The organism is Nonomuraea montanisoli (genome assembly GCF_013363975.1).
GTDB classification, from domain to species: Bacteria; Actinomycetota; Actinomycetes; order Streptosporangiales; family Streptosporangiaceae; genus Nonomuraea; species Nonomuraea montanisoli.
Map to the genome: position 1 here is coordinate 141,315 of NZ_JABWGN010000010.1, position 26,905 is coordinate 168,219.

Annotated in this window: 24 protein-coding genes; 6 read left to right on the top strand and 18 right to left on the bottom strand. The window is 73.0% G+C overall.

Features of this window, described 5'->3' with window-relative positions:
• Positions 1–4: 4 nt before the first annotated feature.
• Positions 5–592 (bottom strand): sigma-70 family RNA polymerase sigma factor, encoded by a 588-nt coding sequence (locus tag HTZ77_RS26030; protein ID WP_175592315.1) that lies wholly within the window; start codon positions 590–592, stop codon positions 5–7.
• 240 nt (positions 593–832) lie between these two features.
• Here HTZ77_RS26030 and HTZ77_RS26035 point away from each other — a divergent pair, with 240 nt between their 5' ends.
• Positions 833–1,906, top strand: coding sequence for a PLP-dependent cysteine synthase family protein (locus HTZ77_RS26035; protein ID WP_175592316.1), 1,074 nt, complete (start codon positions 833–835; stop codon positions 1,904–1,906).
• Positions 1,907–1,923: 17 nt separating this feature from the next.
• On the opposite strand, the gene HTZ77_RS26040 is transcribed toward HTZ77_RS26035, so the two are convergent.
• On the bottom strand, positions 1,924–2,916 hold the full coding sequence (locus HTZ77_RS26040) for an ABC transporter substrate-binding protein (RefSeq protein WP_175592317.1): 993 nt from the start codon (positions 2,914–2,916) through the stop codon (positions 1,924–1,926).
• A gap of 103 nt (positions 2,917–3,019) precedes the next feature.
• On the opposite strand from HTZ77_RS26040, the gene HTZ77_RS26045 reads away from it, so the two are divergent.
• The 3 genes from HTZ77_RS26045 to HTZ77_RS26055 are packed head-to-tail and all read left to right on the top strand — an operon-like array spanning position 3,020 to position 5,891.
• Entirely contained in the window at positions 3,020–4,054 is a 1,035-nt protein-coding gene (locus HTZ77_RS26045) for a FecCD family ABC transporter permease (protein ID WP_328808771.1), read from the top strand.
• Entirely contained in the window at positions 4,051–5,106 is a 1,056-nt protein-coding gene (locus HTZ77_RS26050) for a FecCD family ABC transporter permease (protein ID WP_328808772.1), read from the top strand. Before HTZ77_RS26045 ends, HTZ77_RS26050 begins: the two co-directional genes overlap by 4 nt.
• Entirely contained in the window at positions 5,103–5,891 is a 789-nt protein-coding gene (locus HTZ77_RS26055) for an ABC transporter ATP-binding protein (protein ID WP_175592318.1), read from the top strand. Before HTZ77_RS26050 ends, HTZ77_RS26055 begins: the two co-directional genes overlap by 4 nt.
• On the opposite strand, the gene HTZ77_RS26060 is transcribed toward HTZ77_RS26055, so the two are convergent.
• The 7 genes from HTZ77_RS26060 to HTZ77_RS26090 all read right to left on the bottom strand — a co-directional run bounded on the left by HTZ77_RS26060 (position 5,827) and on the right by HTZ77_RS26090 (position 16,002).
• Entirely contained in the window at positions 5,827–7,122 is a 1,296-nt protein-coding gene (locus HTZ77_RS26060) for an MFS transporter (RefSeq protein ID WP_175592319.1), read from the bottom strand. The genes HTZ77_RS26055 and HTZ77_RS26060 overlap by 65 nt on opposite strands.
• 3 nt (positions 7,123–7,125) lie before the next feature.
• On the bottom strand, positions 7,126–8,850 hold the full coding sequence (locus tag HTZ77_RS26065; protein WP_175592320.1) for a tetratricopeptide repeat protein: 1,725 nt from the start codon (positions 8,848–8,850) through the stop codon (positions 7,126–7,128).
• A gap of 341 nt (positions 8,851–9,191) precedes the next feature.
• Positions 9,192–10,370, bottom strand: coding sequence for a signal recognition particle-docking protein FtsY (gene ftsY / locus HTZ77_RS26070; RefSeq protein WP_175592321.1), 1,179 nt, complete (start codon positions 10,368–10,370; stop codon positions 9,192–9,194).
• 78 nt (positions 10,371–10,448) lie between these two features.
• Entirely contained in the window at positions 10,449–14,195 is a 3,747-nt protein-coding gene (gene smc / locus HTZ77_RS26075) for a chromosome segregation protein SMC (RefSeq protein ID WP_175592322.1), read from the bottom strand.
• A 184-nt stretch (positions 14,196–14,379) separates the two neighbouring features.
• Positions 14,380–14,574, bottom strand: a complete 195-nt coding sequence (locus HTZ77_RS26080) for a hypothetical protein (RefSeq protein WP_055505123.1) — start codon at positions 14,572–14,574, stop codon at positions 14,380–14,382.
• Positions 14,575–14,764: 190 nt separating this feature from the next.
• Positions 14,765–15,043 (bottom strand): acylphosphatase, encoded by a 279-nt coding sequence (locus HTZ77_RS26085; RefSeq protein ID WP_175592323.1) that lies wholly within the window; start codon positions 15,041–15,043, stop codon positions 14,765–14,767.
• Between the two features lie 53 nt (positions 15,044–15,096).
• Positions 15,097–16,002, bottom strand: a complete 906-nt coding sequence (locus tag HTZ77_RS26090) for a LysR family transcriptional regulator (RefSeq protein ID WP_175592324.1) — start codon at positions 16,000–16,002, stop codon at positions 15,097–15,099.
• Between the two features lie 79 nt (positions 16,003–16,081).
• On the opposite strand from HTZ77_RS26090, the gene HTZ77_RS26095 reads away from it, so the two are divergent.
• Positions 16,082–17,263 carry an MFS transporter gene (locus HTZ77_RS26095; RefSeq protein WP_175592325.1) on the top strand — a complete coding sequence of 394 codons (1,182 nt, stop codon included), beginning with the start codon at positions 16,082–16,084 and terminating at the stop codon, positions 17,261–17,263.
• Here the strand turns inward: HTZ77_RS26095 and mutM are convergent.
• From mutM to HTZ77_RS26135, 8 genes are all read right to left on the bottom strand, one after another.
• On the bottom strand, positions 17,181–18,056 hold the full coding sequence (gene mutM, locus HTZ77_RS26100; protein ID WP_175592326.1) for a bifunctional DNA-formamidopyrimidine glycosylase/DNA-(apurinic or apyrimidinic site) lyase: 876 nt from the start codon (positions 18,054–18,056) through the stop codon (positions 17,181–17,183). The two genes, HTZ77_RS26095 and mutM, sit on opposite strands and share 83 nt — an antisense overlap.
• Before the next feature lies 1 nt (position 18,057).
• Positions 18,058–18,777: a ribonuclease III gene (gene rnc / locus HTZ77_RS26105; protein ID WP_175592588.1), complete on the bottom strand. Its 720-nt coding sequence runs from the start codon at positions 18,775–18,777 to the stop codon at positions 18,058–18,060.
• A gap of 210 nt (positions 18,778–18,987) precedes the next feature.
• Positions 18,988–19,167: a 50S ribosomal protein L32 gene (gene rpmF / locus HTZ77_RS26110; RefSeq protein ID WP_033409409.1), complete on the bottom strand. Its 180-nt coding sequence runs from the start codon at positions 19,165–19,167 to the stop codon at positions 18,988–18,990.
• Position 19,168: 1 nt separating this feature from the next.
• A complete protein-coding gene (locus HTZ77_RS26115; protein WP_205303528.1) occupies positions 19,169–19,720 on the bottom strand; it encodes a YceD family protein in 552 nt (183 codons plus the stop codon).
• A 71-nt stretch (positions 19,721–19,791) separates the two neighbouring features.
• A complete protein-coding gene (coaD, locus tag HTZ77_RS26120) occupies positions 19,792–20,268 on the bottom strand; it encodes a pantetheine-phosphate adenylyltransferase (protein ID WP_175592327.1) in 477 nt (158 codons plus the stop codon).
• 26 nt (positions 20,269–20,294) lie between these two features.
• Positions 20,295–20,903, bottom strand: coding sequence for a 16S rRNA (guanine(966)-N(2))-methyltransferase RsmD (rsmD, locus tag HTZ77_RS26125; protein WP_175592328.1), 609 nt, complete (start codon positions 20,901–20,903; stop codon positions 20,295–20,297).
• 661 nt (positions 20,904–21,564) lie between these two features.
• Positions 21,565–23,763: an ATP-dependent DNA helicase RecG gene (gene recG, locus HTZ77_RS26130; RefSeq protein ID WP_175592329.1), complete on the bottom strand. Its 2,199-nt coding sequence runs from the start codon at positions 23,761–23,763 to the stop codon at positions 21,565–21,567.
• 176 nt (positions 23,764–23,939) lie between these two features.
• Positions 23,940–25,484: a DAK2 domain-containing protein gene (locus HTZ77_RS26135; RefSeq protein ID WP_175592330.1), complete on the bottom strand. Its 1,545-nt coding sequence runs from the start codon at positions 25,482–25,484 to the stop codon at positions 23,940–23,942.
• A gap of 200 nt (positions 25,485–25,684) precedes the next feature.
• Between HTZ77_RS26135 and rpmB the strand changes: the two genes are divergently transcribed.
• Complete coding sequence (gene rpmB / locus HTZ77_RS26140) at positions 25,685–25,870, top strand: 50S ribosomal protein L28 (protein ID WP_175592331.1); 186 nt, start codon at positions 25,685–25,687, stop codon at positions 25,868–25,870.
• A gap of 124 nt (positions 25,871–25,994) precedes the next feature.
• Here rpmB and thiD read toward each other — a convergent pair whose 3' ends face one another.
• A complete protein-coding gene (gene thiD / locus HTZ77_RS26145; RefSeq protein ID WP_175592332.1) occupies positions 25,995–26,789 on the bottom strand; it encodes a bifunctional hydroxymethylpyrimidine kinase/phosphomethylpyrimidine kinase in 795 nt (264 codons plus the stop codon).
• Positions 26,790–26,905: the final 116 nt, after the last annotated feature.

Sequence of the window (26,905 nt, forward strand, 5' to 3'; positions counted from 1 at the left end):
GGGATCAGGCCGCCGTGCGCTGGGCCGGAGGACGGAAGGCGCCCTCTTCCACGGCGTACGGCTCCAGCATGGTCCGGAGCTGGCGGCGGCCCCGGTGGAGGCGGGACATCACGGTGCCGATGGGGGTGCCCATCCGCTCGGCGATCTCCTTGTACGCGAACCCCTCGACGTCGGCCAGGTACACGGCCACGCGGAAGTCCTCGGGCAGGGAACGCAGCGCGTTCATCACCACGTTGTCGGGCAGCCGCTCCAGCGCCTCGGTCTCGGCGGACTTCAGCCCGGTCGAGGAGTGCGACTCGGCGGCGTGCAGCTGCCAGTCCTCGATCTCCTCGGCCGCCGAGAGCTTGGGCGAGCGCTGCCGCTTGCGGTAGTCGTTGATGAAGTTGTTGGTGAGGATGCGGTGCAGCCACGCCTTGAGGTTGGTGCCCTCGCGGAACTGGTGGTAGGACGTGTACGCCTTGGCCACCGTCTCCTGCACGAGGTCCTCGGCGTCGGCGGTGTTACGGGTCAGGCGCATGGCGGAGGCGAACAGCTGCGACGTCACGGGCACGACATCGCGCTCGAACCAGTCCTGACGCTGCTCTTCGGTCATAGTGATCAAGTTTCCCCCTAGCGCTATCCCATCTCGGCACAGGTCGGCCCGCAGCAAATCCATGGTGTCAACACCCACGTAAGGGCCGCGTTAACGGTTACGCCTGGTCAGAGAGGTGAAAGTCCATCTGCTCGCGGCGTGCGTTATCACGTCCACGGCTGGACTTGTCTCAGTACCATAACACTATCCACCCAATTCTGCGGAAAAAGTGGCCGGAGTCACATGAGATAGCGTATGCACATGGATTTTGTGGATCGTCACGACACGAGGACGCGCCACTGGGTGGCGGAGGCCATCCGCACAGTGGAGGCCGACGCCAACCGGAGTTGTGACACGCACCTTCATGTCTTTCCGCTGCCCCCGCAGTGGGGGGTAAACCTCTACTTGAAAGACGAGTCGGTGCACCCCACCGGTTCACTCAAGCACCGCCTGGCCCGCTCGCTCTTCCTGTACGGCCTGGCCAACGGCTGGATCGGCCCCGACACGACGATCGTCGAGGCGTCCAGCGGATCGACGGCGGTGAGCGAGGCGTACTTCGCCCGGCTGCTCGGCCTGCCGTTCATCGCGGTGATGCCGGCCTCGACCTCGCCGGAGAAGTGTCACCTCATCGAGTTCCACGGCGGCAAGTGCCACCTCGTCGACGACCCCACGACGATCTACGACGAGTCGCGCCGCCTGGCCGCCGAGACCGGCGGCCACTTCATGGACCAGTTCACCTACGCCGAGCGGGCCACGGACTGGCGCGGCAACAACAACATCGCCGAGTCCATCTTCGCCCAGATGGCGATGGAGCCGCACCCCGTGCCCGCCTGGGTCGTCGTCGGCGCCGGCACCGGCGGCACGTCGTCCACGATCGGCCGCTACATCCGCTACCGGCGCCACTCCACCCGCCTGGCCGTGGCCGACCCGGAGGGCTCGGCCTTCTACCCGTCCTGGGTGTCGGGCGACGCCTCGGTCACCGCGCGCGGCTCGCGGATCGAGGGCATCGGCCGGCCCCGGGTGGAGCCGTCGTTCCAGCCGTCGGTGATCGACCGCATGCTGGCCGTGCCGGACGCCCGCTCGATCGCGGCCATGCACTGGGTGCGCGAGGTGACCGGCCGCGACGTCGGCGGCTCGACCGGCACCAACGTGGCCGCCTGCGTCGAGCTGATCCGGGAGATGCGCGCCGCCGGCGAGCGGGGCAGCATCGTGACCCTCATCTGCGACGGCGGCGAGCGGTACCGGGGCACGTACTGCGAGCCGGCCTGGCTGGCCGCCCAGGGGCTGGACATCCACCCGCACCTGGACGACCTGCGCGGCTTCCTGGCGAGCTGACCCGGGGATCGGACCCCTCAGGCCGCCCTGGCCGGGTCGACGGAGAAGAACCCGGCCAGGTCGTCCAGCATCGCGTGGGCGCCCTGGATGCCGACCGCGGTCATCCACGTCTGGTCGCTGACCTCGTGCTTGTCGCCCTTGAGCTTGCCCCACAGCGGGTTGGCGACGAACTTGTCCTTGTACTTCGTCGCCTCGGGGTCGCCGTAGGTGGCCACGAAGATGTGCTCGGCGTCGAGGTCGGCGATGCGCTCCTGGCTGACGTCGACCACGATCGAGTCGGTGACCGTGGGCTGGCCCTGCGGGCGCGGGAAGCCGACGTCCTTCAGGACGATGCCGGAGTAGGACTTCTCGACGTACAGGCGGGCCGTCGGCTCGCCGGCGAAGCGGACGATCGAGACGGTGGGCAGCTTCCCGCCCTCCTTGGTCTTGATCTCCTCCCCGATCTTCGCGGCGCGGGCCTCGTACTCCTTGACCCTGGTCTCGGCGAGCTCCTCCTTGCCGAGCGCCTGGCCCATGAGGCGGACGTTGTCCTTCCAGATGGCCCCGGTGGTCTCGCTGAAGACGGTCGGCGCGATCTTGGAGAGCTTGTCGTAGAGGTCCCCGTGGCGCACCTTGGCCGAGACGATCAGGTCCGGCTTGAGCGCCAGGATCTTCTCCAGGCTGGGCTGCTCCAGCGTGCCGACCGGGACGGCCTCCTTGCCGTACTGGCCGGCGACCGTGCCGAGGTAGTCGGGCAGCTTGGTCTCGATGGAGCGGTAGGTGGTGTAGCCGACGACCGGGGTCTCCAGCGTCAGGACCGCGTCGACGAAGCTCTGGTCGAGGGCGACGACCCGCTTGGGCTGCGCCGGGATCTTCGTCTCGCCCATCGCGTGCTTGACGGTGCGGAACGGCTTGCCCGCCTGGCTCGTCTCCGAGGAGCCGGCGGCCGTGGACCCCGTGCCGCCCGCACCACAGGCGGCGGCGAGCCCCGCCACCAGCATCGCGGCCACCACCGCGCGCAACCGTCTCATCGAAACCCCTTCCCGGGTAAAAAGTTAGGCAACCCTTATTTAGGTTAGCCCTGCCTAAGCTGGCATACTTCAGCGGGACGGGCAACTGCCGGAAGGGGACCACGTGAGCGCAACCGCCGTCGCGCCGCGCCTCCACGGCATCCGCCGGCGCCGCGGCCTCGTGCTCGCCGCCCTGCTCGCGGCCGTGTGCGTCGCGGTGGTGCTGAGCGTCACGATCGGCGCCAAGGCCGTGCCCCTCGCCGACGCGTGGACGGCGCTCACCGCGCCCACCGGCACCGAGAACGACATCGTCATCCGCTCGCTGCGCGTGCCCAGGACCGCCCTCGGCGTGCTGGCCGGGCTCGCGCTCGGCGTGGCCGGGGCGCTCATGCAGGGCCACACCCGCAACCCGCTGGCCGACCCGGGCCTGCTCGGCGTCACCCAGGGCGCCGCGTTCGCGATGGTCGCCTCGATCATCCTGCTCGGCACCCAGAGCCTGCTCGCCTACATCTGGTTCGGCCTGGCGGGCGCGCTGGTCGCCAGCGTGGCCGTGTTCGCGCTCGGCATGGTCGGCGGGCGGGGCGGGCCCACGCCGGTCACGCTCGCGCTGGCCGGCACCGCCGTCAGCGCCTTCCTGTACGCCCTGACCTCCGCGCTCGTGCTGCTGGACGAGCAGGCCATGGACGTCTTCCGGTTCTGGCAGGCCGGCTCCGTCGCCGGCCGGGGCCCGGACGTGGTCTGGCAGGTGCTGCCGTTCATCGTGGTCGGGCTGGTGCTGGCGCTGGTCAACGCGCCCGGCCTGAACGCGCTGTCCCTCGGCGAGGACGTGGCCCGCAGCCTCGGCCAGAACATCGCCCTCACCCGCGGTGTGGGCGTCACCGCCGTCACCCTGCTCACCGGGGCGGCGGTGGCCTCCTGCGGGTCGCTCGCGTTCGTCGGGCTCGTGGTGCCGCACCTGGCCCGCCCGCTGTCCGGCACCGACCACCGCTGGCTGCTGCCGTACTCCGGGCTGATCGGCGCGGCGCTGCTGCTGGTCGCGGACGTGATCGGCCGCGTCGTCGCCCCTCCCGGCGAGCTGGAGGTCGGCGTGGTGCTGGCGCTGATCGGCGCCCCGTTCTTCGTGGCGCTCGTCCGCCGCAGGAAGCCGGTGCGGCTGTGACGACGACTCGTGCCTCTGTCCCGCTGCGCGTGGCGGGCCTGTCCTGGCGGGTGCGGCCGCGCGGCGTCGCCGTCACCGTGGGCGGCCTGCTGGCACTGGCCCTGCTGATGGCCCTGAACATGCGCCTCGGCGACCTGCCCCTCGGGCTGGCCGACGTCGTGCGCGCCACGTTCGACCCGTCCGTGCCCGAGCACTTCGTGGTGATGGAGCTGCGGCTGCCGCGCGCGCTGACCGGCGCGCTCGTCGGCGCCGCGCTCGCCCTGTCGGGCGCGATCATCCAGTCCATCGCCCGCAACCCGCTGGCCAGCCCGGAGATCCTCGGCGTCACCACCGGCGCGTCGGTGACCGTGGTGGCCGGCGTCGTCATGAGCGGCAGCGCGTACGGCGGCGTCAGCGGCCTGTTCTCCGCCCTCGGCATCCCCGCGCTCGCGCTGCTCGGCGGCCTGGCCGGGGCCGCGATCGTGTACGCGCTGGCCTGGCGGCGCGGCCTCGACGGCTACCGGCTGGTGCTCGTCGGCATCGGCGTGGCGGCCGTGTTCACCAACGTGAAGTTCTGGCTGCTGACCGTCGGCGACGTCAACGACACCGGCCGCGCCATGGTGTGGATCAGCGGCTCGCTCAACGGCCGTGGCTGGGAGCACGTCGTACCGGTCGGGCTGGCCCTGGCCGTGCTCGTCCCGCTGACCCTGCTCGGCACCCGCTCGCTCGACGCGCTGCGCTACGGCGACGACACCGTCACCGCCCTCGGCGTCCGGGTCAACCTGGCGCGGGCGCTCATGCTGCTCGCCGCCGTGCTGCTGGCGGCCGTGGCGACGGCCTCGGCCGGGCCGATCGCGTTCGTGGCCCTCGCCGCGCCGCAGATCGCGCTGCGCGTGGTGCGCTGCGCCCAGCCGCCGCTGCTGTCGTCGGCCGTCACCGGCGCCGTCCTCGCGACCGGGGCCGACCTGATCGCGCGCACCGCGTTCTCCCCGATCGAGCTGCCCGTGGGCATCGTCACCGCGGTGCTCGGCGCGCCGTACCTGATCCACCTCATCTGGAGGGCACGCTCATGAGGCTCCAGGCCGCCGGTGTCACGCTGGGCTACGGCGACCGGATCGTCGTCGACGGGCTCGACCTCGGCATCGAGGCGGGCACGGTGACCACGATCATCGGGCCCAACGGGTGCGGCAAGTCGACGCTGCTGCGCGCCCTCGGCCGGCTGCTCAAGCCGCGCGGCGGCGAGGTGCTGCTCGACGGCAAGCGCATCGACGGCATGCCGACGCGCGAGGTGGCCAAGGTGCTCGGCGTGCTGCCGCAGGCGCCCACCGCGCCCGAGGGGCTGACCGTGGCCGACCTGGTCGCGCGGGGCAGGCATCCGCACCAGACGTGGTACCGGCAGTGGTCGTCCGACGACGAGGGCGCGGTGGCCCTCGCCCTGGAGATGACGGGCCTGGCCGACCTGGCCGAGCGCCCCCTGGACGAGCTGTCGGGCGGCCAGCGGCAGCGGGCCTGGATCTCGATGGCGCTCGCCCAGGGCACCGACCTGCTGCTGCTCGACGAGCCCACCACGTTCCTGGACCTGGCCCACCAGGTGGAGGTGCTGGAGCTCGTCCGGAACCTGCATCAGGAGGCGGGCAGGACCATCGTGATGGTCCTGCACGACCTCAACCTCGCGGCCCGGTACGCCGACCGGCTGGTGGCCATGCGCGGCGGCCGCGTGGTGGCCGCGGGCAGCCCGCACGAGGTGCTGACCGAGGAGCTGATGCGCGAGGTGTTCGAGCTGGACGCCAAGGTCATCGCCGATCCCGTGGCGGGGACTCCGATGGTGGTGCCGATCCGGCCGCTGTCCCGCCCCTGACGTCCTCGACGGTCAGCCGCCGCAGGGGCGAGCGGGCCACCGCGACGGCGATGACCGCCCAGCTCAGGCCGGCGAACATCATGATCGCGTAGGCGTCGCGCGCCGCCGCCTCGAACAACCCCGACGCCAGCGCCGCCAGCGGGATGGACGCGAAGGCGATCATCCGGGCCGTGCCCAGGACCCGGCCGAGCAGGTGGTCGGGGATGAGCCGCTGCCGTACGGTCGCCGTGGCCACGATCATCGTCCCCGCCGCCGAGAACTGCCCCGTCCACGCCAGCCCGATCGGGACCGGGCCCCGGGCGACGGTCATGAGCAGCATCGACGCCCCGCCGGCCACCAGCGACCAGGTCATGATCCGTCCCGGTGGCCACACCCGGATCAGCCACCCGCCCAGCAGCGCCCCGGCCACCGCGCCCGCCCCCTGGAAGGCGTAGACGACGCCGATCTGGCCCGGCGTGAACCCGTGGTAGGAGCTGAGGTAGTAGACGAGGTCGGCCAGCAGCAGCCACACGCCGAAGTTGCAGGCGGACGACATGATCGCGGTCGTGAGCACGGCCCGGTCGCCGCGCAGGAGGAACCGCAGCCCCTCCCGCAGGTCGGCCGCCATCGACCATCGCTTCCGCCTCTCCCCCGCGTCCGCCGTCGCCCCCTTCCGCGCGCCCCCCTTCACGGTGAGGCGCCCGCCGATGAGGGCGATCATCAGCGCCGACAGCAGGAACGACCCGGCGTCCACGTACACCGCGACCTGGTAGCCGAACGCCACCACCAGTGCCCCGCCCGCCATCGGCCCCGCCATGCTCACCGCGTGCTCGCCGATGTGGACCCGCGCGTTGGCCTGCGGCAGCCGCTCCGCCGGCACCAGGGACGGCACCAGCGCCCGGAACGCCGGCTGGTAGAGCGGATCGACCGACGCCAGCAGCAGCGCCACCAGGTAGATCGGCCACAGCCGCCCCACGCCCAGGGCCACCATCGCGGCGAGCACCAGCGTGACGACCGCGGACGCCGTGTCGCCCAGCACCAGCAGCCGCCGCCGGTCGTACCGGTCCGCCAGCACCCCGCCGACCATCCCCAGCAGCAGGTACGGCACGTACTCCATGACGTAGACCAGGCCGGTCCCGAGGGGCGACCCCGTGAGGTCGTAGACCAGGAGCGGCAGCGCCAGGCGGTAGATCCACGTGCCCAGCGACGAGGCCAGGAACCCGGTCAGCAGGAGCCAGTAGGACCGGCCCACGACTCACGCCTCCGCGAGCGCCCGCCGGATGTCGGGGTCTCTTGGAGCCAGCCGCGCGGCCCGCAGGAGGTCCTGGCGCGCCTCGTCCGGCCGGCCCGCCGCGTTGTGCACCAGATGCCGGTTGAACAGCAGCTCGGCCGTCTCCTCCAGCTTCAGCGCCCGCGTGAGGTCGGACAGGGCGGCGGCGTGGTCGCCCTCCTCGTAGGCCGCGGCGGCCCGGCCCGCCCAGGCCGCCACCAGGTCCGGGTCGAGCTCCAGGGCGGCGTCGAACGCGGCCACGGCCTCCGCCCGCCGCCCCTCGGCCGCCTCCACCTGGCCGAGCACGCACCTGAGGTGCGGGCTGCGCGGGTCGAGGGCGAGCCCGCGCTCCGCGTCGCGCCGGGCCGCGGCGTGCTCGCCCGCCGCGGCCAGCAGCCCGGCCCGGTTCACGTACGCCGGGGCGAAGCGCGGGTCGAGGTCGAGCGTGTGGTCGAGGTCGGCGAGCGCGCCGTCGAGGTCGCCGGTCGTGTACCGGATCTCCGCGCGGTTGTAGTACGCCTCGGGGAACGGGGGGCTGAGGCGGATCGCGGCCTCGAAGTCGGCCCGCGCGTCCTCGTGGCGGCCCAGCTTGTGCAGCAGGGTGCCGCGGTCGAGGTAGTAGTCGGGGTAGCCCGGGTCGGCGCCGATGGCGATCGCGTAGTCGGCCAGCGCCTCCTGCGTGCGGCCGGTGGCGGCCAGGAGCTGGGCGCGGTTGGCGTACAGCACGAGCCGGTGGATCGGGTGCGTGCCGGCCAGGTGCTCCTCGGCCAGGTCGATGGCCTCGCGCACCAGGTCGAGGGCGTTGTCCAGGTTGCCCCTGCGCACCTCGACCAGGGCCTTGCCGTTGAGGTCGAAGCCCAGGTGGAAGGCCCGCTCGCGGGGGTCCGGCAGCAGCGAGGTGATCGTGACGGCCTCGTTGGCCCAGGACAGGGCCTCCTCCGGGTCGCGCCGGGCGAGGTCGTGGTGGCGCACCAGCAGCATGGCCGTGGCGTACGCGATCGTGGCGCGGTGCTTGGGGTCGACGGTCAGGCGGCGGGCCCGGTCGTACAGGGCACGGGCCTCGTCCTCCCGCTCGACGGCCTCCAGCGAGCCGCCCACGCGCTGCACCAGGGTCCGCCAGCCGTCCGGGTCGCCCTCGTACGTCATGCCGCGCAGCGCCTCCAGGCCGGCCTCGGCCATGGCGTGATGGAAGCCCTCGTCGCGGAAGCGGTCGAAGTCGGCGTCGACCGGGCCGCCCGACGGCGCGGACCGGCCGGGGACGATCCGCAGCAGGCCGGGGTCCACCCGCCTGCGCAGCACCTCGACCAGCTCGGCGTCGGTGGGATCGGCCTCGTCGAGGTTGTCGACGGTGACGGTCAGGGGACGGGTGCGGGTCAGATGGTCGCGGACGAACTCGGCCAGACCGTTCGCGATCCTCAAGGTGCGGCGGGCGCCGGGGATGAGGATGCGCTGCGCCCTCGGCAGCGTCTCGGCCAGGGAGCGCCTGCGCCGGGGAATGCTCAGCTGCGGCGCCGCGACTCCGATCTCGATGTCGTACGCGGCGACGAGGTCGGGCCCGCGGCCCGGTGCCCCCGGGACGGGGCGGTCCAGCAGCGCCCCCGGGACGGGGCGGTCCAGCAGCGCCTCGGGGACGAGGCGGTCCAGCAGCGCGGCCGCGAACGTGTAGGGGCCGTGGAGCCTGCGGTCGGCGTCCAGGACGATGGATTCCACCCGAACCTTCTTCCGTGATCCGTCTCCGGTCGCGCTGCGGCCGGCGTCCCTTCACGGGACGCCGACCGGGCGGGAATCAGCCCACGTGCCGCGGAGCGGCCGCACCGGAGGGCTTCACGGTTCCAGGCTTGTGGACGACGACCTTCTTCATCGGGGTGCCTCTCGTGTACCAGCATGACGAGACCGGCGCGAACCGTCGCGGGGCGATCTCTCGGATGACCGGTTCATGTGAACACATGCCGATGTGGGCGATCAAGGCTTTTCCGGGTAAGTAAAATTTCCTGTCCAATTTTCGGAAATAGCCATAACAGGAATGGCCGTATCCGAAAATAATGCGGCCGTTATTCCCCGATAATCGCGTCCACGAAGACCTCGGGATCGAAGGGCGCCAGGTCGTCGGCCCCCTCGCCGAGACCGGCCAGCTTGACCGGAACCCCCAGCTCCCGCTGGACCGAGATGACGATGCCGCCCTTGGCCGTGCCGTCGAGCTTGGTCAGCGCGATGCCGGTGATGTTGACCACCTCGCCGAACACCTGGGCCTGGCGCATGCCGTTCTGGCCCGTGGTCGCGTCGAGGACGAGCAGCACCTCGTCGACGGTGGCCTTCTTCTCGATGACCCGCTTGACCTTGCCCAGCTCGTCCATCAGGCCCGTCTTGGTGTGCAGCCGGCCGGCCGTGTCGACGATGACCACGTCGGCCTTGTCCTCGATGCCCTTGGAGACGGCGTCGAAGGCCACCGAGGCCGGGTCGCCGCCCTCCGGGCCGCGCACGGTCTCGGCGCCGACGCGCTCGCCCCAGGTCTGGAGCTGGTCGGCCGCCGCCGCGCGGAACGTGTCGGCCGCGCCGAGCACGACCTTCTTGCCGTCGCCGACGAGGACGCGGGCGAGCTTGCCGGTGGTGGTGGTCTTGCCGGTGCCGTTGACGCCGACGACCAGCACCACCGCGGCCCGCTCGCCGTGCGGCTGGACGTGCAGGGTGCGGTCGAGGTCGGGGTTGACCTGGATGAGGAGCTGCTCGCGCAGCAGCGCGCGCACCTCTTCGGGGGTGCGGCTGCCGAGCACCTTGACCTTGGTGCGCAGCTCCTCGACGATCGCCTGGGTGGGCGCCACGCCGACGTCGGCCTTGATCAGCAGCTCCTCGACCTCGTCCCACACCTCGTCGTCGAGGCGGTCGCGGGAGAGCAGGTCGAGCAGGCCGCGGCCGAGCGCGCTCTGCGAGCGGGCCAGCCGGGACCGCAGCCGCACCATCCGGCCCGCGGACGGGAGCGGGACCTCCACCTCGGGCTTGACGACCATCGGCTCGGCCGGCTTGACCGGCGGGGGGAGCGTGGTGGTCGCTCCTTCGCCCTCCTCGGCCCCCGTCTTCGGGCGCTCCTTCTCCTCCTGCGGGAGGGGCGCCGTCTCGGGCGGCTCGACCGGCGGCGCGGACTTGCCGCCCGGCCTGAAGAGCAGGAAGAGGCCGCCCGCCGCCAGCAGGGCGACGACGACCACGATGACTATGACGCCGAGGTAACCATCCACAAGATGTCAGTTTTCCAGATCGACTGTCGTGCTCATGCCCAGGGCGGCGCGGCGGGCGCGTCAGGTGGGGCTCGCGCCTCAGGCGGGCTCGCGCTCGCGCAGGCGCTGGCTGACCACCTGGGTCACGCCGTCACCGCGCATCGACACGCCGTAGAGGGCGTCGGCGATCTCCATCGTGCGCTTGTTGTGGGTGATGACGATGAGCTGTGAGCTCTGTCGCAGCTCCTCGAACAGCGTGAGCAGCCGCTGCGTGTTGGTGTCGTCGAGCGCCGCCTCGACCTCGTCCATGACGTAGAACGGCGACGGCCGCGCCTTGAAGATCGACACCAGGAACGCCACCGCGGTCAGCGACCGCTCGCCGCCCGACAGCAGCGACAGCCGCTTGACCTTCTTGCCCGGCGGCCTGGCCTCCACCTCGATGCCGGTGGTCAGCATGTCCTCGGGGTCGGTGAGCACCAGCCGGCCCTCGCCGCCCGGGAAGACCCGGCCGAAGACCTGGTCGAACTCCCGCGCCACGTCCTCGTAGGCGGAGGCGAACATCTGCTGCACCCGGTCGTCGACCTCCTTGACCACGGTCAGCAGGTCGCGCCGCGTCTTCTTGAGGTCTTCGAGCTGGGAGTTGAGGAACGCGTGCCGCTCCTCCAGCGCCGCGAACTCCTCCAGCGCCAGTGGGTTGACCTTGCCGAGCTGCTGCATCTGCCGCTCGGCCGCGCGGGCCCGCTTCTCCTGCTCCTCCCGCACGTACGGCACGGGCGGCTCGCCCGGCACCGGAGCGTCGGGCCCGTACTCGGCGATCAGCGTCTCGGTCTCGACGCCGAACTCGTCCATGGCCCGCTGCTCCATCTGCTCCAGGCGCAGCCGCTGCTCGGTGCGGGCCACCTCGCTGCCGTGGGCCCGGTTGACCAGCTTGTCCAGCTCTCCCGTGAGCTCGCGCACCCGCAGGCGCACCTGCTTGAGCTCGGCGTCGACGGCGACGCGGGCGAGGTCGGCGTCGTCGCGCTCGCGCGCGGCCAGCTCGACGGACGCGCTCAGGGCGGTCAGCACCTGCTTCGCGCCCCGGGTGACGGCCTCGGCCACGGCCGCCTGACGGCGCCGCCGGGCGCGCTGGGCGGCCGCCTGGGCGCGTTCCTGGCGCTCCCGCTGCGCGGCCCTCAGCAGGCCGTCGGCGCGGCCCTCGATGCCCTTGACACGCTCCTCGGCGGTGCGGACCTGCAGGCCCGCCTCCATCTCCCGCTGGCGGGCCGCCTGGCAGGCGGCGGCCAGCTCGTCACGGGCGTCGGTGGTGGGCTCGGTCTCCAGCTCCTGGGCGTACTCGGCCTCGGCGAAGCGCATCTCCAGCTCGGCCAGCTCCTCCAGGCCCTCGGCCCGGGCCTCCTCGGCGGCCGTGACGCTGCGCGCCAGCCGCTCGGCCTCGTCGTGGGCGGCCTTGGCGGCGGCTTCGAGCTGCGCGAGGCGGCGGGCGGCGTCGGCGCCGCGCTGGTCGGCCTCGCGCTGGCGGGCCCTGACCTGGTCCAGCGTGCCCTGGGCGGCGCTCACGGCGGCCTGGGCGGTGTCGGCGGCGCTCTGGGCCTCGGTGACGGCCGCCTGGGCCGCCTCCACGGCCGCCTGCGCCTCCTGCTCGGCGGCCAGCGCCTCGTCGAGGCCGGCGGCGGTCCGCCCGGCGCGCGCCTCGGCCTCCTCCAGGTCGGCGAGGGCGTCGTCGAGCGCCGCGCGCACCTGCAGGACGGACGTGCCGCCCTCGGAGCCGCCGCTGGCCAGGTGCGCGGCGACCAGATCGCCTCCCCTGGTGACGGCGCGAAGCTCGGGGTGCGCCTCGGCGAGGCGGCGCGCGGCGGCCAGGTCGTTGACGACGACGACGCCGTCGAGCACGCGCGCGACGGCCGCCTTCAGCGGTGCGGGCACGCCGACCAGGTCGGCCGCCCACTCCCCGCCCTCGGGCGCCGCCCCACGCTCCGCCACGCCGCCGACGACCCCGATGGAGCCGCCACCGGAAGCCCCCGCCATGTCCTCGGGCGACCCTGCCGTGCCGTTCGCGGAGCCTGTCACGAGGAGGGTGGCCTGGCCGGCCTCCTTGAGGCGGAGCAGTTCGAGCGCCTCCACGGCCGTGCCCACCGACTCGACCGCGACGGCCTCGGCCACCGGTCCGAGCACGGCCGCGACGGCCGCCTCGGCGCCCGGCGTGACCTGGAGCGAGGCCGCCAGCGGCCCCAGCACCCCGGACAGGCCCGTCTCCATCAGCGCCGCGCCGCCGTCGGCGCCCCGGGAAAGCCCCAGCTCCAGCGCCTCGGCGCGGGCGCGCAGCGCGGCCACGGCCCGCTGGGCCTCCTGGTCGGCGGCGCGGGCCGTGCCGACCCGCGCCTTGGCGGCCTGGAGCGTTTCACGCGGACCGCCGAGCGCCGCCCGCGCCTGCTCGACGCCGGCCCTGGCCTCCTCCGCCGCGGCGCGCGCCTCCTCGACCACCGCCTGCGCGGTGGACAGCTCCTCGGCCAGCGCCGGGTCGGCGGCGGGCTCCTCGCTGCGCCGCTCCTCCAGGTCGTCGAGGGCGCGCCGCTCGCGCTCGGTCGCGTCGGCGACCGCCTTGGTCAGGCGGCCGATCTCCTCCTCGGCCGCGCGCGACCTGCTGCGCACGGAGTCGACCTGGCCGCGCAGCCGGGCCAGGCCCTCGCGGCGGTCGGCGGCGGCGCGGGCGGCCATCGCGAGCCGCCGCTCCTCCGCGGCCAGCTCGGTCTCGGTCTCGGCGCGCCGCTCGGCCGCGCCGTCGAGGAGCTCCTGCGCGGCCTCCAGCTCGGCGCGCAGCACCAGCTCGCGCTCACGCATGTCGCCGGCCTCGCGTTCGAGGTCCTCGGGGTCGCGGCCGCGGCGCTCGATGGAGGCGGCGTCGAGGGCGTGCCGGTGGCGCTCGGCGGCGAGCTGCTCCAGGCCGGTCAGGCGTTCGCGCAGCGACGACAGCCGGAACCAGGTCTGCTGGGCGGCGCTCAGCCGCGGCTGGGCCTCGGCCTCGGCGGTCTCCAGGGCGGCCTCGCGCTGCTGACCCTCGGCCAGCTCGGTCTCGACCTGGGCGCGCCGGGCGAGGACGGCGGCCTCGTCGGCCGCCTCGCGTTCCAGGGTGGCGCGCAGGATGCCCATGTCGTCGGCCAGCAGCCGCAGCCGCGCGTCGCGCAGGTCGGCCTGGATCACCGCGGCCTTGCGGGCGATCTCGGCCTGGCGGCCCAGCGGCTTGAGCTGGCGGCGCAGCTCGGTGGCGAGGTCCTGGACGCGGGTCAGGTTGGCCTGCATCGCGTCGAGCTTGCGCAGCGCCTTCTCCTTGCGCTTGCGGTGCTTCAGGACGCCCGCGGCCTCCTCGATGAACGCCCGGCGGTCCTCGGGGCCCGCGTGCAGCACGGCGTCGAGCTGGCCCTGACCGACGATGACGTGCATCTCGCGGCCGATGCCCGAGTCGGACAGCAGCTCCTGGATGTCGAGCAGCCGGCAGGTGTCGCCGTTGATGGCGTACTCGCTCTGCCCGGACCGGAACATCAGCCGGCTGATCGTCACCTCGGTGTAGTCGATCGGCAGCGCGCCGTCGGTGTTGTCGATGGTGAGCGTGACCTCGGCGCGGCCCAGCGGGGGCCGGGACGAGGTGCCGGCGAAGATGACGTCCTCCATCTTGCCGCCGCGCAGCGACTTGGCGCTGTGCTCGCCCATGACCCAGGCCAGGGCGTCGACGACGTTGGACTTGCCCGAGCCGTTGGGACCGACCACGCAGGTGATGCCCGGCTCGAAGCGCAGGGCGGTGGCGGAGGCGAAGGACTTGAAGCCGCGCAGGGTGAGGGTCTTCAAATGCAAGTGCCGGCCCCCTTCTCCCTGAACGGACTTCGGGAAAGCCTACTGGTCCGCGCGCCCCGTCGCTGGCCACCACGGTGGCGTCATCGCGGGAAGCCGGAAAGAGGGTGTCAAGACATTCCGAATGAGGGCAAATAACAAGGGACGCCTCGCCGAGACGTCCCTCAATCTTGCGTTCCGATCACTCTCAGGTGAGTGCCGGCTCGCGCTCCTGCATGCGGCTGAGCGCCTCATCGCGGGTTTGCGCCGCAAGAGCGTCATTCTGAGCCTGAAGTCGGATGAGTTCTGCCTCCAGGTCACGGATCCGCTGCTGCAGACGCCGCATCTCCGAGACCATTCGAGGGTCAGGACCACCGACGTGGCCGAGTAGAGCCTTCGCCATGGTAAAGGGTCCTCCACGCTGAGTGACCAGACTGGTTCGCGCACTTCATATTCCGCGGGAGGGGTGCGCGTGGTACTTAACAAGAGTCGCACCGGCAGTGTGGGCGGTCAAGTCGAACGGACCGCCACGCCCCTCGCGGGGCACTCCCGGCATATAACTATACCCCATTTGGGCGGTTTAGCGAAAGCGGCTACCGCTCCCTGAAACCCCCCAAACCACCTCGGACTTCACTCCACCTCTCCACTACTCCATCGACTCTTCCCGGCGTGTCGCAACCCCGCAGCAACTCCAGCAGCTTGACGCACGCCTCGCGCGGCCCCTCGGCGACCACCTCGACACGCCCGTCGTCCGTGTTGCGCGCCCAGCCGGCCAGGCCGAGCTCCAGCGCCCGTGCCCTGGTCCACCAGCGGAAGCCGACGCCCTGCACGCGTCCCCTGACCCAGGCGGTCAGCCGTACGCTCTCCTCCACGCTCCACCCCTCCCCGACACCTCACCGGCCGCCCGGCGCACGCGCGGCACACGTCACGCCACCTGGCGGCACGCCTCCGGACCCGCCACGCCCGCGGCCGCCTCGGCGAAGGCGCGTACCGCGGCCGTCGCCCCCGCCCGCGGCCACGCCAGCCCGAGCACCGACGCCGGCAGGCCCGTCACCGGCACGAACACCACGTCCCGGCGCTCGTGGTAGGCCGCCGTCGGCGTGCAGAACAGCATGCCGCCGCGGCCGAGCGCGACCAGCGTGATGCCCTCCTGGCTGGTGGCGACCGTACCTCCTCGCCGGATGGGCCGGCCCGCCGGGGTGCGCTCGGGCGCGACCAGCTCGCGCCAGGCCCGCGGCGCGGGGCCGCCCGGCTCGATCAGCGGCAGCCCGGCCAGCTCCTCCGCGTCCACGGCGCGCCGGTCCGCGAGCGGGTGGCCGGCGGGCAGGCCCAGGCTGACCGGCACCCGGTTCAGGCCGGCCCCCGTCTCCAGGTCCGGCTCGTCCACCGGCAGCAGCGTGAACGTCACGTCCACCAGCCCCGCGCGCAGCCGCCCGAACGGGTCGGACAGCGGCACCTCCACCAGCCGCACCTCGCACGAGGGGTACAGCGCCTCGAAGGCCCGTACGGACGCGGTGACGAGGTCGGTCGGCGTGCCGAGGAAGCCGACGCGCAGCACGCCCGTCACCTGGCGGGCCGCCGCCCTGGCCCGGTCCACCGCGTCGCGCAGCCCGTCGTACGCCGGTCGCAGGTCCGCGAGGAAACGCTCGCCGAGCGGCGTCAGCCGCACCCGTCTGCTGGTCCGGTCGAACAGCCGGGCGCCGATCCGCGTCTCCAGCGCCCGTACGAGCTGGCTGACCCGGCCCGGCGACAGGTACAGCCGGTCGGCGGCCCGCGCGAAGTGAAGCTCCTCACTGAGCACCACGAAGCACTCCAGTTCCCTGAACTCCATCCTCACCCCTTAGTCCAGCTAAACCTTGCCTGAGCGTCCCGTCATTGTTCCCCCGGCGCCAGGGTCGAAGGCTTGGGTCATGACCACCACTGTCTCCCATCCCGCCCCCGTGAAGACGGCGCGCCCCCTCGCCGTGGCCGCCGTCGCGGCGGGCACCTTCACCATTGTCACCAGCGAGATGCTGCCCGTCGGCCTGCTGACCCCGATCGGCGCCGACCTGGGCGTCTCTGACGGCACGGCCGGCCTGATGATGACCGCCCCCGGCCTCGTCGCCGCCGTCGCCGCGCCGCTGATCACGCTGGCCGCGCGGCGCCTGGACCGCCGCCTGGTGCTGTGCGGACTGATGGCGCTGCTCGCCGCCGCCAACCTGCTGGCGGCGCTGGCGCCGGTCTACCCGATCATGCTGGCGGCGCGGGTGCTGACGGGGGTGAGCATCGGCGGGTTCTGGGCGTTCGCGGTGGGCCTGGCGGTGCGGCTGGTGCCGGAACCGCTGGTCGGCAGGGCCGCGGCGACGATCGCGTCGGGCATCGCGGTGGCGTCCGTGCTGGGCGTGCCCGCCGGGACGCTCGTCTCCTCGGTCGCGGGCTGGCGGGCGGCGTTCGCGGCCGTCGCGCTGCTCGCCGTGCTCCTGTGCGTCGCGCTGGCCCGGCTGCTGCCGGCTCTGCCCGCCGAGCGGGCCGCGCGCGTGTCGGACCTGTGGCGGGTGTGGCGCACGGGTCCGCTCAGGGTGGTGCTCGTCGTGACCGCCCTCGTGGTGACCGGCCACTTCGCGGCCTACACCTACGTCCGGCCGTTCCTGGAGCAGGCGGCGGGCGCGGGCGCCACGGCCGTGAGCGCCGTCCTGCTCGGGTACGGCGTCGCCGGTGTAGCGGGCAACTTCGCGGCCGGCGCGCGGGCGGCCCGGCGCCCCCGGGGCGTGCTCGTGACGCTCGCCCTGCTCATCGGGGTCGCGACCGCGGTCCTCGCCGCCGCGCCCGGCTCGATCGGCACGGCGACGGCCCTGCTCGTGCTCTGGGGCGTGGCTTACGGGGGCGTGTCGGTGACCCTGCAGATGTGGATCGTCCGGGCCGGCGGCGGTGAGGCGGGCATGGCCATGCTGACCGCGGTCTTCAACGCGGCCATCTCGCTCGGCGCGTTCGCCGGCGGGCGGGTGGTGGACGGGGCGTCGGCCCCCGCCGTCATGTGGCTCGGCGCGGGGCTGTCGCTGGCTGCCGCGGCCGTCGCTGGCATCGCGGGCAGGAGAACGACGAACGGTTCATGAACGCGTCGCGGATGATGGCGCTGCCGCAGCGCGAGCAGGGCAGGTCGCGGCGGCCGTACACCTCCAGGGAGCGCTCGAAGTAGCCGCTCTCGCCGTTGACGTTGACGTACAGGCTGTCGAACGACGTGCCGCCCTGGCGCAGCGCGGCCGCCATGACCTCGCGGACCCCGGCGAGCAACTCGGCGATCTTCGGCCGGGTGAGCGACTGCGTGGGGTGCGCCCAGTGCAGCCGGGCCAGCCACAGCGCCTCGTCGGCGTAGATGTTGCCGACGCCGCTGATCAGGCTCTGGTCGAGCAGGGCCCGCTTGACCTCGGTGCGCTTGCGGCGCAGGGCGGCGGCGAACCGGTCGTCGTCGAACGCCTCCTCGAACGGGTCGGGGGCGATGTGCGAGATCGGCGCGGGCACGCCGCCCTCCATCGGCGTCAGCATGACGTGGCCGAACGTGCGCTGGTCGACGAAGCGCAGCTCGGGACCGCCGTCGGTGAAGGCGAGCCGGAGGCGCAGGTGCTTCTCCAGCGGGGAGTCCGGATCCACGACGAGGAGCTGCCCGCTCATGCCCAGATGGGCCATGAGCGCCTCCTCGGCGCCCGACAGGGGCATCCACAGGTACTTGCCGCGCCGCTCGGCGGACAGCAGCACCCGGCCCTTCAGCCGCGCGGCGAACTCCTCGGCGCCCGGCACGTGCCGGCGCACCGCCCGCGGGTGCAGCACCTCGGCCGCGGCGATCTCGCGCCCGGCGACCCACTGCGCGAGGCCGCGCCGGACGACCTCGACCTCCGGCAGCTCAGGCACCCTAGCCCGCCGGCTGGCTCTCGCGCTGCTCGCGGCGGGCCCGGATGCGGGTCCAGGCCGCCTCGGCCGCCTGCTGCTCGGCCTCCTTCTTGCTGCGCCCGTTGCCCGAGCCGTAGGACTCGCCGCCCACGCGCACCTCGGCGGTGAACGACTTGGCGTGGTCGGGCCCGCTCTCCTCGACGTGGTACTCGGGCACGCCGAGCGCCTCGGAGGCGGTGAGCTCCTGCAGGGAGGTCTTCCAGTCCAGCCCGGCGCCGAGCGAGGCCGAGCGGACGATCAGCGGGTCGAAGAGCAGATGGACCACGCGGAACGCCTCGTCGAGGCCCTTGTCGACGTAGACGGCGCCGATCAGCGCCTCCAGGGTGTCGGCCAGGATCGACGACTTGTCACGCCCGCCGGTGCCCTCCTCGCCCCTGCCGAGCCGCAGGAACCGGCCGAGGCCGAGGCCGCGGGCGACGTCGGCCAGGGCGCGCATGTTGACCACCGCGGCCCGCAGCTTGGCCAGCTGGCCCTCGGGCAGGTCGGGGTGGTTGCGGTAGAGGGTGTCGGTGACCACCAGGCCCAGCACCGAGTCGCCGAGGAACTCCAGGCGCTCGTTGGTGGGCAGGCCGCCGTTCTCGTACGCGTAGGAGCGGTGCGTCAGCGCCCGCTCGAGAATGTCGGGATCGAGGCTGATCGACAGCACTCGCTCCAGCTCTGCTCTGGCGACCTCCACGGCCACCGGCTTGGGACCTGCGCCCACGGGTTTCCTCCTCGGACACCTTCACCTGGCGCGACGGCTGCGGAGGATGCCCGAAAACGTGGTGGGCGTCGGGGGTACAGAGCCCCGGCGTCCACCACGACCGCGGGCGAGCCGCCGCCGCACGCGACTGAGACGTTCACGCCGACCGGGGCACAATGGCACCCGGTCGGCATCACGTCAACTGCGAGATCAGGCGGACGGCTCGATGACCTGACGACGGTTGTAGGTGCCGCAGGTGGGGCACGCGATGTGCGGCTGCTTGGGCGAACGGCACTGCGGGCAGCTCACCAGGGCGACAGCAGTCGTCTTCCACTGGGAGCGACGGGCGCGGGTGTTGCTCCGCGACATCTTTCGCTTCGGGACGGCCACGTCACTTCTCCTGATCGTTATCGTTCTCGGAAACCAGACCTTGCAACGACGCCCAGCGAGCGTCGATCTTCTCGTGCCGGTGATCCGCTCCGGCCTCGGCCAGCTTGATCCCGCACTCGGTGCAGAGCCCCGGGCAGTCGTCACGGCAGACCGGGCTCAACGGCAGTGCGAGCACCACCGCGTCGCGGAACGTCGGCTCGAGGTCGAGCAGCTCCCCGTCGAGCAGCGAGTCGTCCTCGGAGGCGTCCTCGTCGGAGTAGAAGAACAGCTCCTGCAGATCGACCTCGATGTCCGAGGACAACGGGTCGAGACACCGAGCGCACTCCCCGGTCAGCGGGGCCTGCGCCGTGCCCGACACGAGCACGCCTTCCATCACTGCTTCGAACCGGAGTTCCAGCTCGACTTCGGCGTCCTTGCGGACACCGATCATGTCGACGCCGAGATCTGCCGGAGCCGGGAGAGTGAGGCTCATCTGCCGCATCGTGCCCGGCCGCTTTCCCAGGTCGTGGGTGGAGATCACCCAAGGCGAGCGGGGGTCGAGGTGCTGAGTCATCCTGCTCTCGCTAGGCATGGCGGAACTGTCGCCGTCGTACAAGGCCGAAATGAAAGGATACCAGGTGGCGGTCAGCCCCTGAGCCGCTCGACGAGCAGCTTGTGGACCATGTCGGGGACCAGCCCGGACACGTCCCCACCGTACCGCGCGATCTCCTTGACCCGGCTCGACGACAGGAACGAGTACTCGGGGTTGGTCGGCATGAACAGCGTCTCGACGCCGGACAGCCGGTAGTTGAGCTGGGCCATCTGCAGCTCGTAGTCGAAGTCGCTGACCACGCGGATGCCCTTGACGATGGCGGGGATGTCGTTCTGCTTGCAGAAGTCGACGAGGAGCCCGTGGAACTTCCGCACCTTGACGTTCGGGAAGTCCTTGGTCACGGCCTGCAGGATCTCGATCCGCTCGTCGACCGTGAAGAGGCTGCTCTTCTCCAGGTTGATGAGCACGGCCACGGTCACCTCGTCGTACAGCCGGGCGGACCGGGCGATGATGTCGAGGTGGCCGTTGGTGATGGGGTCGAAGGACCCCGGGCAGACAACGCGGCGCAAGACGCCTCCCTGGTCATGGGGCAGGTCTACGGATTACCGGCGGCGCGACCGTACCAAACGGACGCTTCGCCATAACGGCGAACCCTCTCCTCAACGTAACCATCCGGCCATACCAGGGCCTTTCCCCGGGTCTCCCTCTCGAACGCCACCAACGCGTCCCCGGCCAGCCATCCGTGATCGCGCAGCAGCTCCAGGACGCGCGCGACCTCCTCGTCGGACACCGCGTACGGCGGGTCGGCGAATACGATGTCGTACGGCTCCGGCCCCCCGGTGTGAGTTTGGCCACCCTGCCCCGGGGCGTCCTCTGCCGGCCGGCTCAGGAACCGCTCGACCTTGTCCGCCACGACGTGCGCGCCGGTGAGGCCGAGCTCCCGCACGTTCGCCCTGATCACCCGGACGGCCTTGGGGTCGGACTCGACGAGCACCGCGCGTTCGGCTCCTCGCGACAGCGCCTCCAGCCCGACGGCCCCCGACCCGGCGTACAGGTCCATCACCCGGGCGCCCCGCACGCCGTGCAGGGAGTCGAGCGTCAAGAGGATGCCTTCGCGAGCTCTGTCGCTGGTCGGTCTCGTGCCGCGCCCCGGCGGGACCGCCAGACGTCGCCCGCCCGCGCTCCCCGCGATGATCCGAGTCATGTGAGCCATTCTCGCGCACGTCGGCGCAGGTCAAGAGTGGACAAGTGTCGGCCTCGAGAACGCAAGGGTGATTCACATGCCCCCACCGGCCACGCATGATGGGTGCTGCGGCCTTCGAGGTGACCCAGTAGAAGGCCGACCGGCGTGGTCGTGAGCCCTTCCGCACGCCGGTTCCCTCGGCACCTGACCCGAGGGGTGGGCCCAGCCGGGGACGGCATTCGGGGGGAGGCCGTCCCCGCGGCTGGGCCCAACACCTTTTCCCGGCCACCCCCGGCCTTCCGTTTTCCAGCCACCCGGCCTTCCGCCACCCGCGCCTTCCCTTTGCCTGCCACCTTCGGCCTTCCGCTGTCCGGCCCCCGGCCTTCCGCCACCCCGGGCCTGCCCGTTGCCGGCCCTTCTCGGCCTTCTGCTGTCCGGCCGCTCCCGGACTTCCGGCCTTGGTCGGCCTCTCGGCTCCATCGCCTTCCGGCCTTCGAGCGCGCGCCCCAGAGCTCCTGCGGCTTCCCTGGCGCTCCAGCCCAGTCGGGGCCCTTCACCCGCCTCCGCATCCGGGCGTCCCACGCCAGGCCCCCAGCGCGGGGGGCCGCGCTCGGGCCCGCACCCCGGATGTCGCACGGCGCGGGGGGACGGGCCGGGCGCGTCTCGTCGCAGAGGGACGCGGCTACGTCTTCTCCAGGTACTCGGCGCGCTCGTCGGCCAGCAGCCGGTCGATCTCGGCACGCAGGGCCTCGTGCTCTTTCAGCTCCGGGTCGTCGGCCAGCAGCCCCGCCGCCTCCTCGCGGGCGGCCTCGATCACGTCCTCGTCACGCAGGAGCTGGAGCAGCTTGAGCGACGAGCGCCGCCCCGACTGCGCGGCGCCGAGCACGTCGCCCTCCCGCCGCTGCTCCAGGTCGACCCTCGACAGCTCGAACCCGTCGAGGGTGGCGGCCACCGCGTCGAGCCGCGCCCGCGCGGGCGTGCCCTCCGGGAAGTCGGACACCAGCAGGCACAGCCCCGGCAGCCCGCCCCGGCCGACCCGGCCGCGGAGCTGGTGGAGCTGCGAGACCCCGAACCGGTCGGCGTCCATGATGATCATGACGGAGGAGTTGGGCACGTCGACGCCGACCTCGATCACCGTCGTCGCCACCAGCACGTCCAGCTCTCCCCGGCTGAACGCCCGCATGACCGCGTCCTTCTCCTCCGGCGGCAGCTTGCCGTGCAGGACGCCGAGCCGCAGGTCGTGGAACGGCCCCTCGGAGAGGAGCTGCGCGACGTCGAGGACGGCCAGCGGCGGCCGCCGCTCCTCCCCCGACGCCCCCTCGCCGGCCTGTCCGGCCCCGCCCTCCAGGTCGCCCTCGTCGCCCTCGAGGTCGCCGATGCGCGGGCAGACGATGTACGCCTGCCGGCCCAGGGCGACCTCCTCACGCACCCGCTCCCACGTGCGTTCCAGGTAGTGGGGCTTGTCGGCGGCGGGCACCACGTGGGTGGTGATGGGGGCGCGCCCGGACGGGAGCTGCGACAGCGTGGAGACCTCCAGGTCGCCGAAGACCGTCATGGCGACCGTGCGCGGGATCGGGGTGGCGGTCATGACGAGCACGTGCGGCCGCCCGCCGCCCGCCTTCTCGCGCAGCGCGTCGCGCTGCTCCACGCCGAAGCGGTGCTGCTCGTCGACCACCACCAGCCCGAGGTCGGCGAACTGGACGTGCTCCTGGAGCAGGGCGTGGGTGCCCACGACGACGCCGGCCGTGCCCGAGGCCGCGTCGAGCAGCGCCGCGCGGCGGGCGGCGGCCCCCATGGAGCCGGTGAGCAGCGTGACCGCCGTGCCGCCGAACATGCCGCCCTGCGCGAGGTCGCCCAGCATCGCGGTGATCGAGCGGTGGTGCTGCTGGGCGAGCACCTCGGTGGGCGCGAGCAGGACGGCCTGGCCGCCCGCGTCGACCACCTGGAGCATGGCGCGCAGGGCGACCACGGTCTTGCCCGCGCCGACCTCGCCCTGCAGCAGCCGGTGCATGGGGTGCTCGCGGGCCAGGTCGGCCGCGACCTCCTCGCCGACCGCGGCCTGCCCCTCCGTGAGCGTGAACGGCAGCCGCGCGTCGAACTCGCGCAGGATGCCGTCGTCGCGGCGCGGGCGCGCCTTGGCGGGCCAGGCGGTCGCCGCCTGCCTGCGCTGGAGCAGCACGGCCTGGAGCACGAACGCCTCGTCGAACTTGAGCCGGTCGCGGGCCCGCTGCACGTCGCCGAAGTCCTTCGGCCGGTGGATCGCCTCCAGCGCCTCGTCCAGGTCGCGCAGGCCGTGGCGGGCGCGCAGGCCGGCGGGCAGCGGGTCGGCCAGCGGGCCGAGCGTGTCGAGCACGACCCCGATGGCGCGCCTGATCACCCACGGGGTCAGGTCCTTGCCCGCGGGGTAGATCGGCACGGGCGCGGCGGAGAACTCCTCGGCGCCGGCCTCGTTCTCCTCGAACAGCTCGAACTCGGGGTGCGTGAGCTGCCAGCGCGGGTGGGTCCGCGAGCCGAACAGGCCGACCTTGCCGGCGAACATGCCGCGCTTGCCCGGCTTGAGCCGGGACTCGGCGACGTGGGAGCCCTTGCCGAAGAACGACAGGTAGATCTTGTTACGGGCGGCGTCGACGACCTCGACCTCCAGCCAGGTGCCGCCGCGGTTGCGCATGGGCTTGCGCATGAGCCGGCTCACCTCGCCGACCACGGTGACGTGCTCGTCGACCTCCAGCGCGTCGAGCGCGGTCAGCTCGCCGCGCTCGGCGTAGCGGCGGGGATAGTGGCGCAGCAGGTCGCCGACCGTCTCCAGGCCCAGCACGCTGTGCAGCAGCTTGGCGGTCTTCGGGTCGAGCGCCTTGGCCAGGGGCTCGTCGAATCGGCTCACGGCACTATGTTCTACCGCCTGAGACCGACAGGAACCCATGCCACGGCCCCGGGAGGCGCCGTCGGGTCGCGTGGCACGGGGATCGCGGCCGGGCCGGCGAAGGCCGCCGCCGGGTCGTTCCACGCCGATGAGAAGCGGGTAGGGGGCGCTCCACGCCGACGAGGAGCGGGTACGGGTCACTCCACGCCGATGAGGAGCGGGTAGCCGCCCTGCTCCCCCGCGTACACGACGAGATCCACGTCGGGCCGGGTGGCGCGCAGCCGCCCGCCCACCTCCTCCGCCAGCTTCCCCGGCGCGTCCGCGCCGGTCACGAGCGTGACCATCTCGCCGCCGCCCGCCACCATCCGGTCCACGACCGCGACGGCCACCTCTCCCAGCTCGCGGCCGATCACGGCCACGTCGCCGTCGATCAGCCCCAGCACGTCGCCCGGCCGGCACACGCCCACGCTCGTGACGCCCTCGCTGCGGGCGACCACCAGGTGTCCGTGGCGGGTGTGCCCGGCCGCCCCGGTCATGGCCACCACGTCGTCGTCGAAGCGGCGCAGCGGGTCGTGGACGGCCAGCGCCGCCAGCCCCTGCACGGTCGCCCGGGTCGGCAGCACGCTGACCACGACGCCGTCCTCCCTGGCGATCTCCGCGGCGGCGGTGGCGACCGCCTCGGCGCCCTCGTCGTTCGGCAGCACGGCGACCTCGCCGCCCGCCTGCCTGATCGCGGCCAGCATCGCGGGCAGCGACGGGCGGGTGCCCGGCTCCCGCCGTACCACCACCGCGCCGCACTCCTCGAACAGCGCCGCGATTCCGTCGCCCGCGGCGACGGCCACCACGCCCCGGCCCGCGTCGCCGCGGTGGGTCCGCCCGGCGAGATAAGTGATCTTGATCCGGTACGGCCGCCCGACCCGCAGCGCCGCCTCCACCGCGGGACCAGCCTCGTCCACGTGGACGTGGACGTTCCACAGGCCGTCGCCGCCGACGACCACGAGCGAGTCGCCCATCGCGTCGAGCTCCTCGCGCAGCTTGGCCACGGCGGCGTCGTCGGCGTCCAGCAGGTACATCACCTCGTAGCCCGCGCCCACCTCGGTCATCGGCGAGACGCGCGACGTCGGCGCGGGGACCTCGTAACGCTCGCCGGAGTCGCCGGTCACCGCGGTCGCCAGCGACTCCAGGATGATCGCCAGCCCGGCGCCGCCCGCGTCCACGACGCCGCTGCGGGCCAGCACGTCGAGCTGCTCGGGGGTGCGGCGGAGCGCGGCACGGGCCTCGCGCGCCGCCCGCCGCGCGACGGCGGCCAGGTCGCCGTCCGTGTCCCGCACGGCCCCCGCCGCGGCGGCGAGCACGCTCAGCACCGTGCCGTCCACGGGCCGCGCGACCGCGTCCCGGGCCAGCGAGGCGGCCCTGTCCAGGCCGGCGCGCAGGTCGGAGCCGTCTTTCAGCACCTCGGCCAGGCCACGCAGGGCCTGGCTGACGATGACGCCGGAGTTGCCGCGCGCGCCGACGAGCGCCCCGTACGAGAGCGTCTGCCAGACGACCGCGCGGTCCACGTCGTCGGGGAGCGCCTCGACGGCCTCGGCGGCGGCCAGCATGGTCAGGTGGAGGTTCGTGCCGGTGTCGCCGTCGGCGACGGGGAAGACGTTGAGCGCGTCGATCTCCGCCCGCGACCTGCCCAGCGCGTCCGCGGCCAGACGGGCCCAGCGGCGTACACGGGGCGGGTCGAGAACCTCCATACGCGACGCTCCGCCCTCTCGAGTGCGCTACGGTTAAAGAAGGAGGATATCGCCGCATCCGTCCTCGTCCAGTGGCGCGAGTTCGCACCTGGTGGCGCGGATCGGATATCCTCGTCTGGCTGGCCGGTTGTCCCGGCATGCCCTCCGCCCGACAAGCATCAGCGGACAGGGCTACATCGACTGTTTTAAGGAGCGATACCGTGGCTTCCGTCTGCGATGTCTGCCGCAAGGGCCCGATCTTCGGCAACAACGTGTCCCACTCGCACCGCCGCACCCGTCGTCGTTGGAACCCCAACATCCAGACGGTTCGCGCGGTCGTCGGCGGCACGCCGAAGAAGATGAACGTGTGCACCTCGTGCATCAAGGCGGGCAAGGTCTCCCGCTAGCTTCGCGCCTTTCGACAGGCCCGCCGCTCCCGGCCGAGCGGCGGGCCTTCGTCATGCCCGGACGCATCATGCGTCATGCCCGGGCGAGCCGTCATGCCGCGCGCCCGGGGGCCGGTGAGGCCGGTCAGCGCCACTGCCAGGCGTGGTCGACCGGGCCGATGCCGTCGCCGAGCGGGAAGCCGCGCCGGATCGCGCCCGTGACGTACTCCTTGGCCTTGCCCACCGCGCCCGGCACGTCCTCGCCCATCGCCAGGTGGGAGGCGATCGCCGAGGCGAGCGTGCAGCCGGTGCCGTGGGTGTGGCGGTTGTCGAGCCGCTCGGCGGTGAAGCGGTACTCACGCGTGCCGTCGGTCAGCAGGTCCACCGGCTCGCCCGGCAGGTGGCCGCCCTTGACGAGCGCCCAGGCGGGCCCGAGCTCCAGGATCGCGTCGGCGGCCCGCCGCAGGTCGTCCTCGTCCTCGACCTTGACCGAGGTGAGCTGCTCGACCTCCCACAGGTTGGGGGTGACGACGGTGGCGACCGGCAGCAGCCGCGTGCGCACCGTGTCGACGGCCTCGGGCGCGAGCAGCGAGTCGCCGTGCTTGGAGACGCCCACCGGATCGACCACGACCGGCGCCTCGTACGCGCCGAGCCTCTCGGCCACGGTCTCGACCAGCTCGGGCGAGGCCAGCATGCCCGTCTTGACCGCCTGCGCGCCGATGTCGCCGAGCACGGAGTCGAGCTGGGCGCGAACGGCCTCGGCGGGCAGCTCCCAGTAGCCCTGGACGCCGAGGGAGTTCTGCGCCGTCACGGCGGCGATCACGCTCATGCCGTGGACGCCCAGGGCCAGCATGGTCTTGAGGTCGGCCTGGATGCCCGCCCCGCCGCCGGAGTCGGATCCGGCGACGGTCAGCACACGCGGAGGGGTCGTAGCGGTCATGCCCCCATCCAACCATCGCGCGCGGGCGGGCGCCTTCCCCCGTCGTGCGGGCGGGCGCCTTCAACCATCGTGCGGGCGGGGCGTTCAACCCTGGCGCGGGCGGGCGCCGTGATCGG

Bases quoted from the DNA above. Each gene is read 5' to 3' on its own strand.
- rsmD (WP_175592328.1), bottom strand. From the start codon at position 20,903: ATGACTCGGATCATCGCGGGGAGCGCGGGCGGGCGACGTCTGGCGGTC.
- HTZ77_RS26040 (WP_175592317.1), bottom strand. From the start codon at position 2,916: ATGAGACGGTTGCGCGCGGTGGTGGCCGCGATGCTGGTGGCGGGGCTC.
- thiD (WP_175592332.1), bottom strand. From the start codon at position 26,789: ATGACCGCTACGACCCCTCCGCGTGTGCTGACCGTCGCCGGATCCGAC.
- HTZ77_RS26095 (WP_175592325.1), top strand. From the start codon at position 16,082: ATGACCACCACTGTCTCCCATCCCGCCCCCGTGAAGACGGCGCGCCCC.
- HTZ77_RS26055 (WP_175592318.1), top strand. From the start codon at position 5,103: ATGAGGCTCCAGGCCGCCGGTGTCACGCTGGGCTACGGCGACCGGATC.
- HTZ77_RS26080 (WP_055505123.1), bottom strand. From the start codon at position 14,574: ATGGCGAAGGCTCTACTCGGCCACGTCGGTGGTCCTGACCCTCGAATG.
- HTZ77_RS26035 (WP_175592316.1), top strand. From the start codon at position 833: ATGGATTTTGTGGATCGTCACGACACGAGGACGCGCCACTGGGTGGCG.
- HTZ77_RS26030 (WP_175592315.1), bottom strand. From the start codon at position 592: ATGACCGAAGAGCAGCGTCAGGACTGGTTCGAGCGCGATGTCGTGCCC.
- HTZ77_RS26135 (WP_175592330.1), bottom strand. From the start codon at position 25,484: ATGGAGGTTCTCGACCCGCCCCGTGTACGCCGCTGGGCCCGTCTGGCC.
- HTZ77_RS26115 (WP_205303528.1), bottom strand. From the start codon at position 19,720: ATGACTCAGCACCTCGACCCCCGCTCGCCTTGGGTGATCTCCACCCAC.
- HTZ77_RS26090 (WP_175592324.1), bottom strand. From the start codon at position 16,002: ATGGAGTTCAGGGAACTGGAGTGCTTCGTGGTGCTCAGTGAGGAGCTT.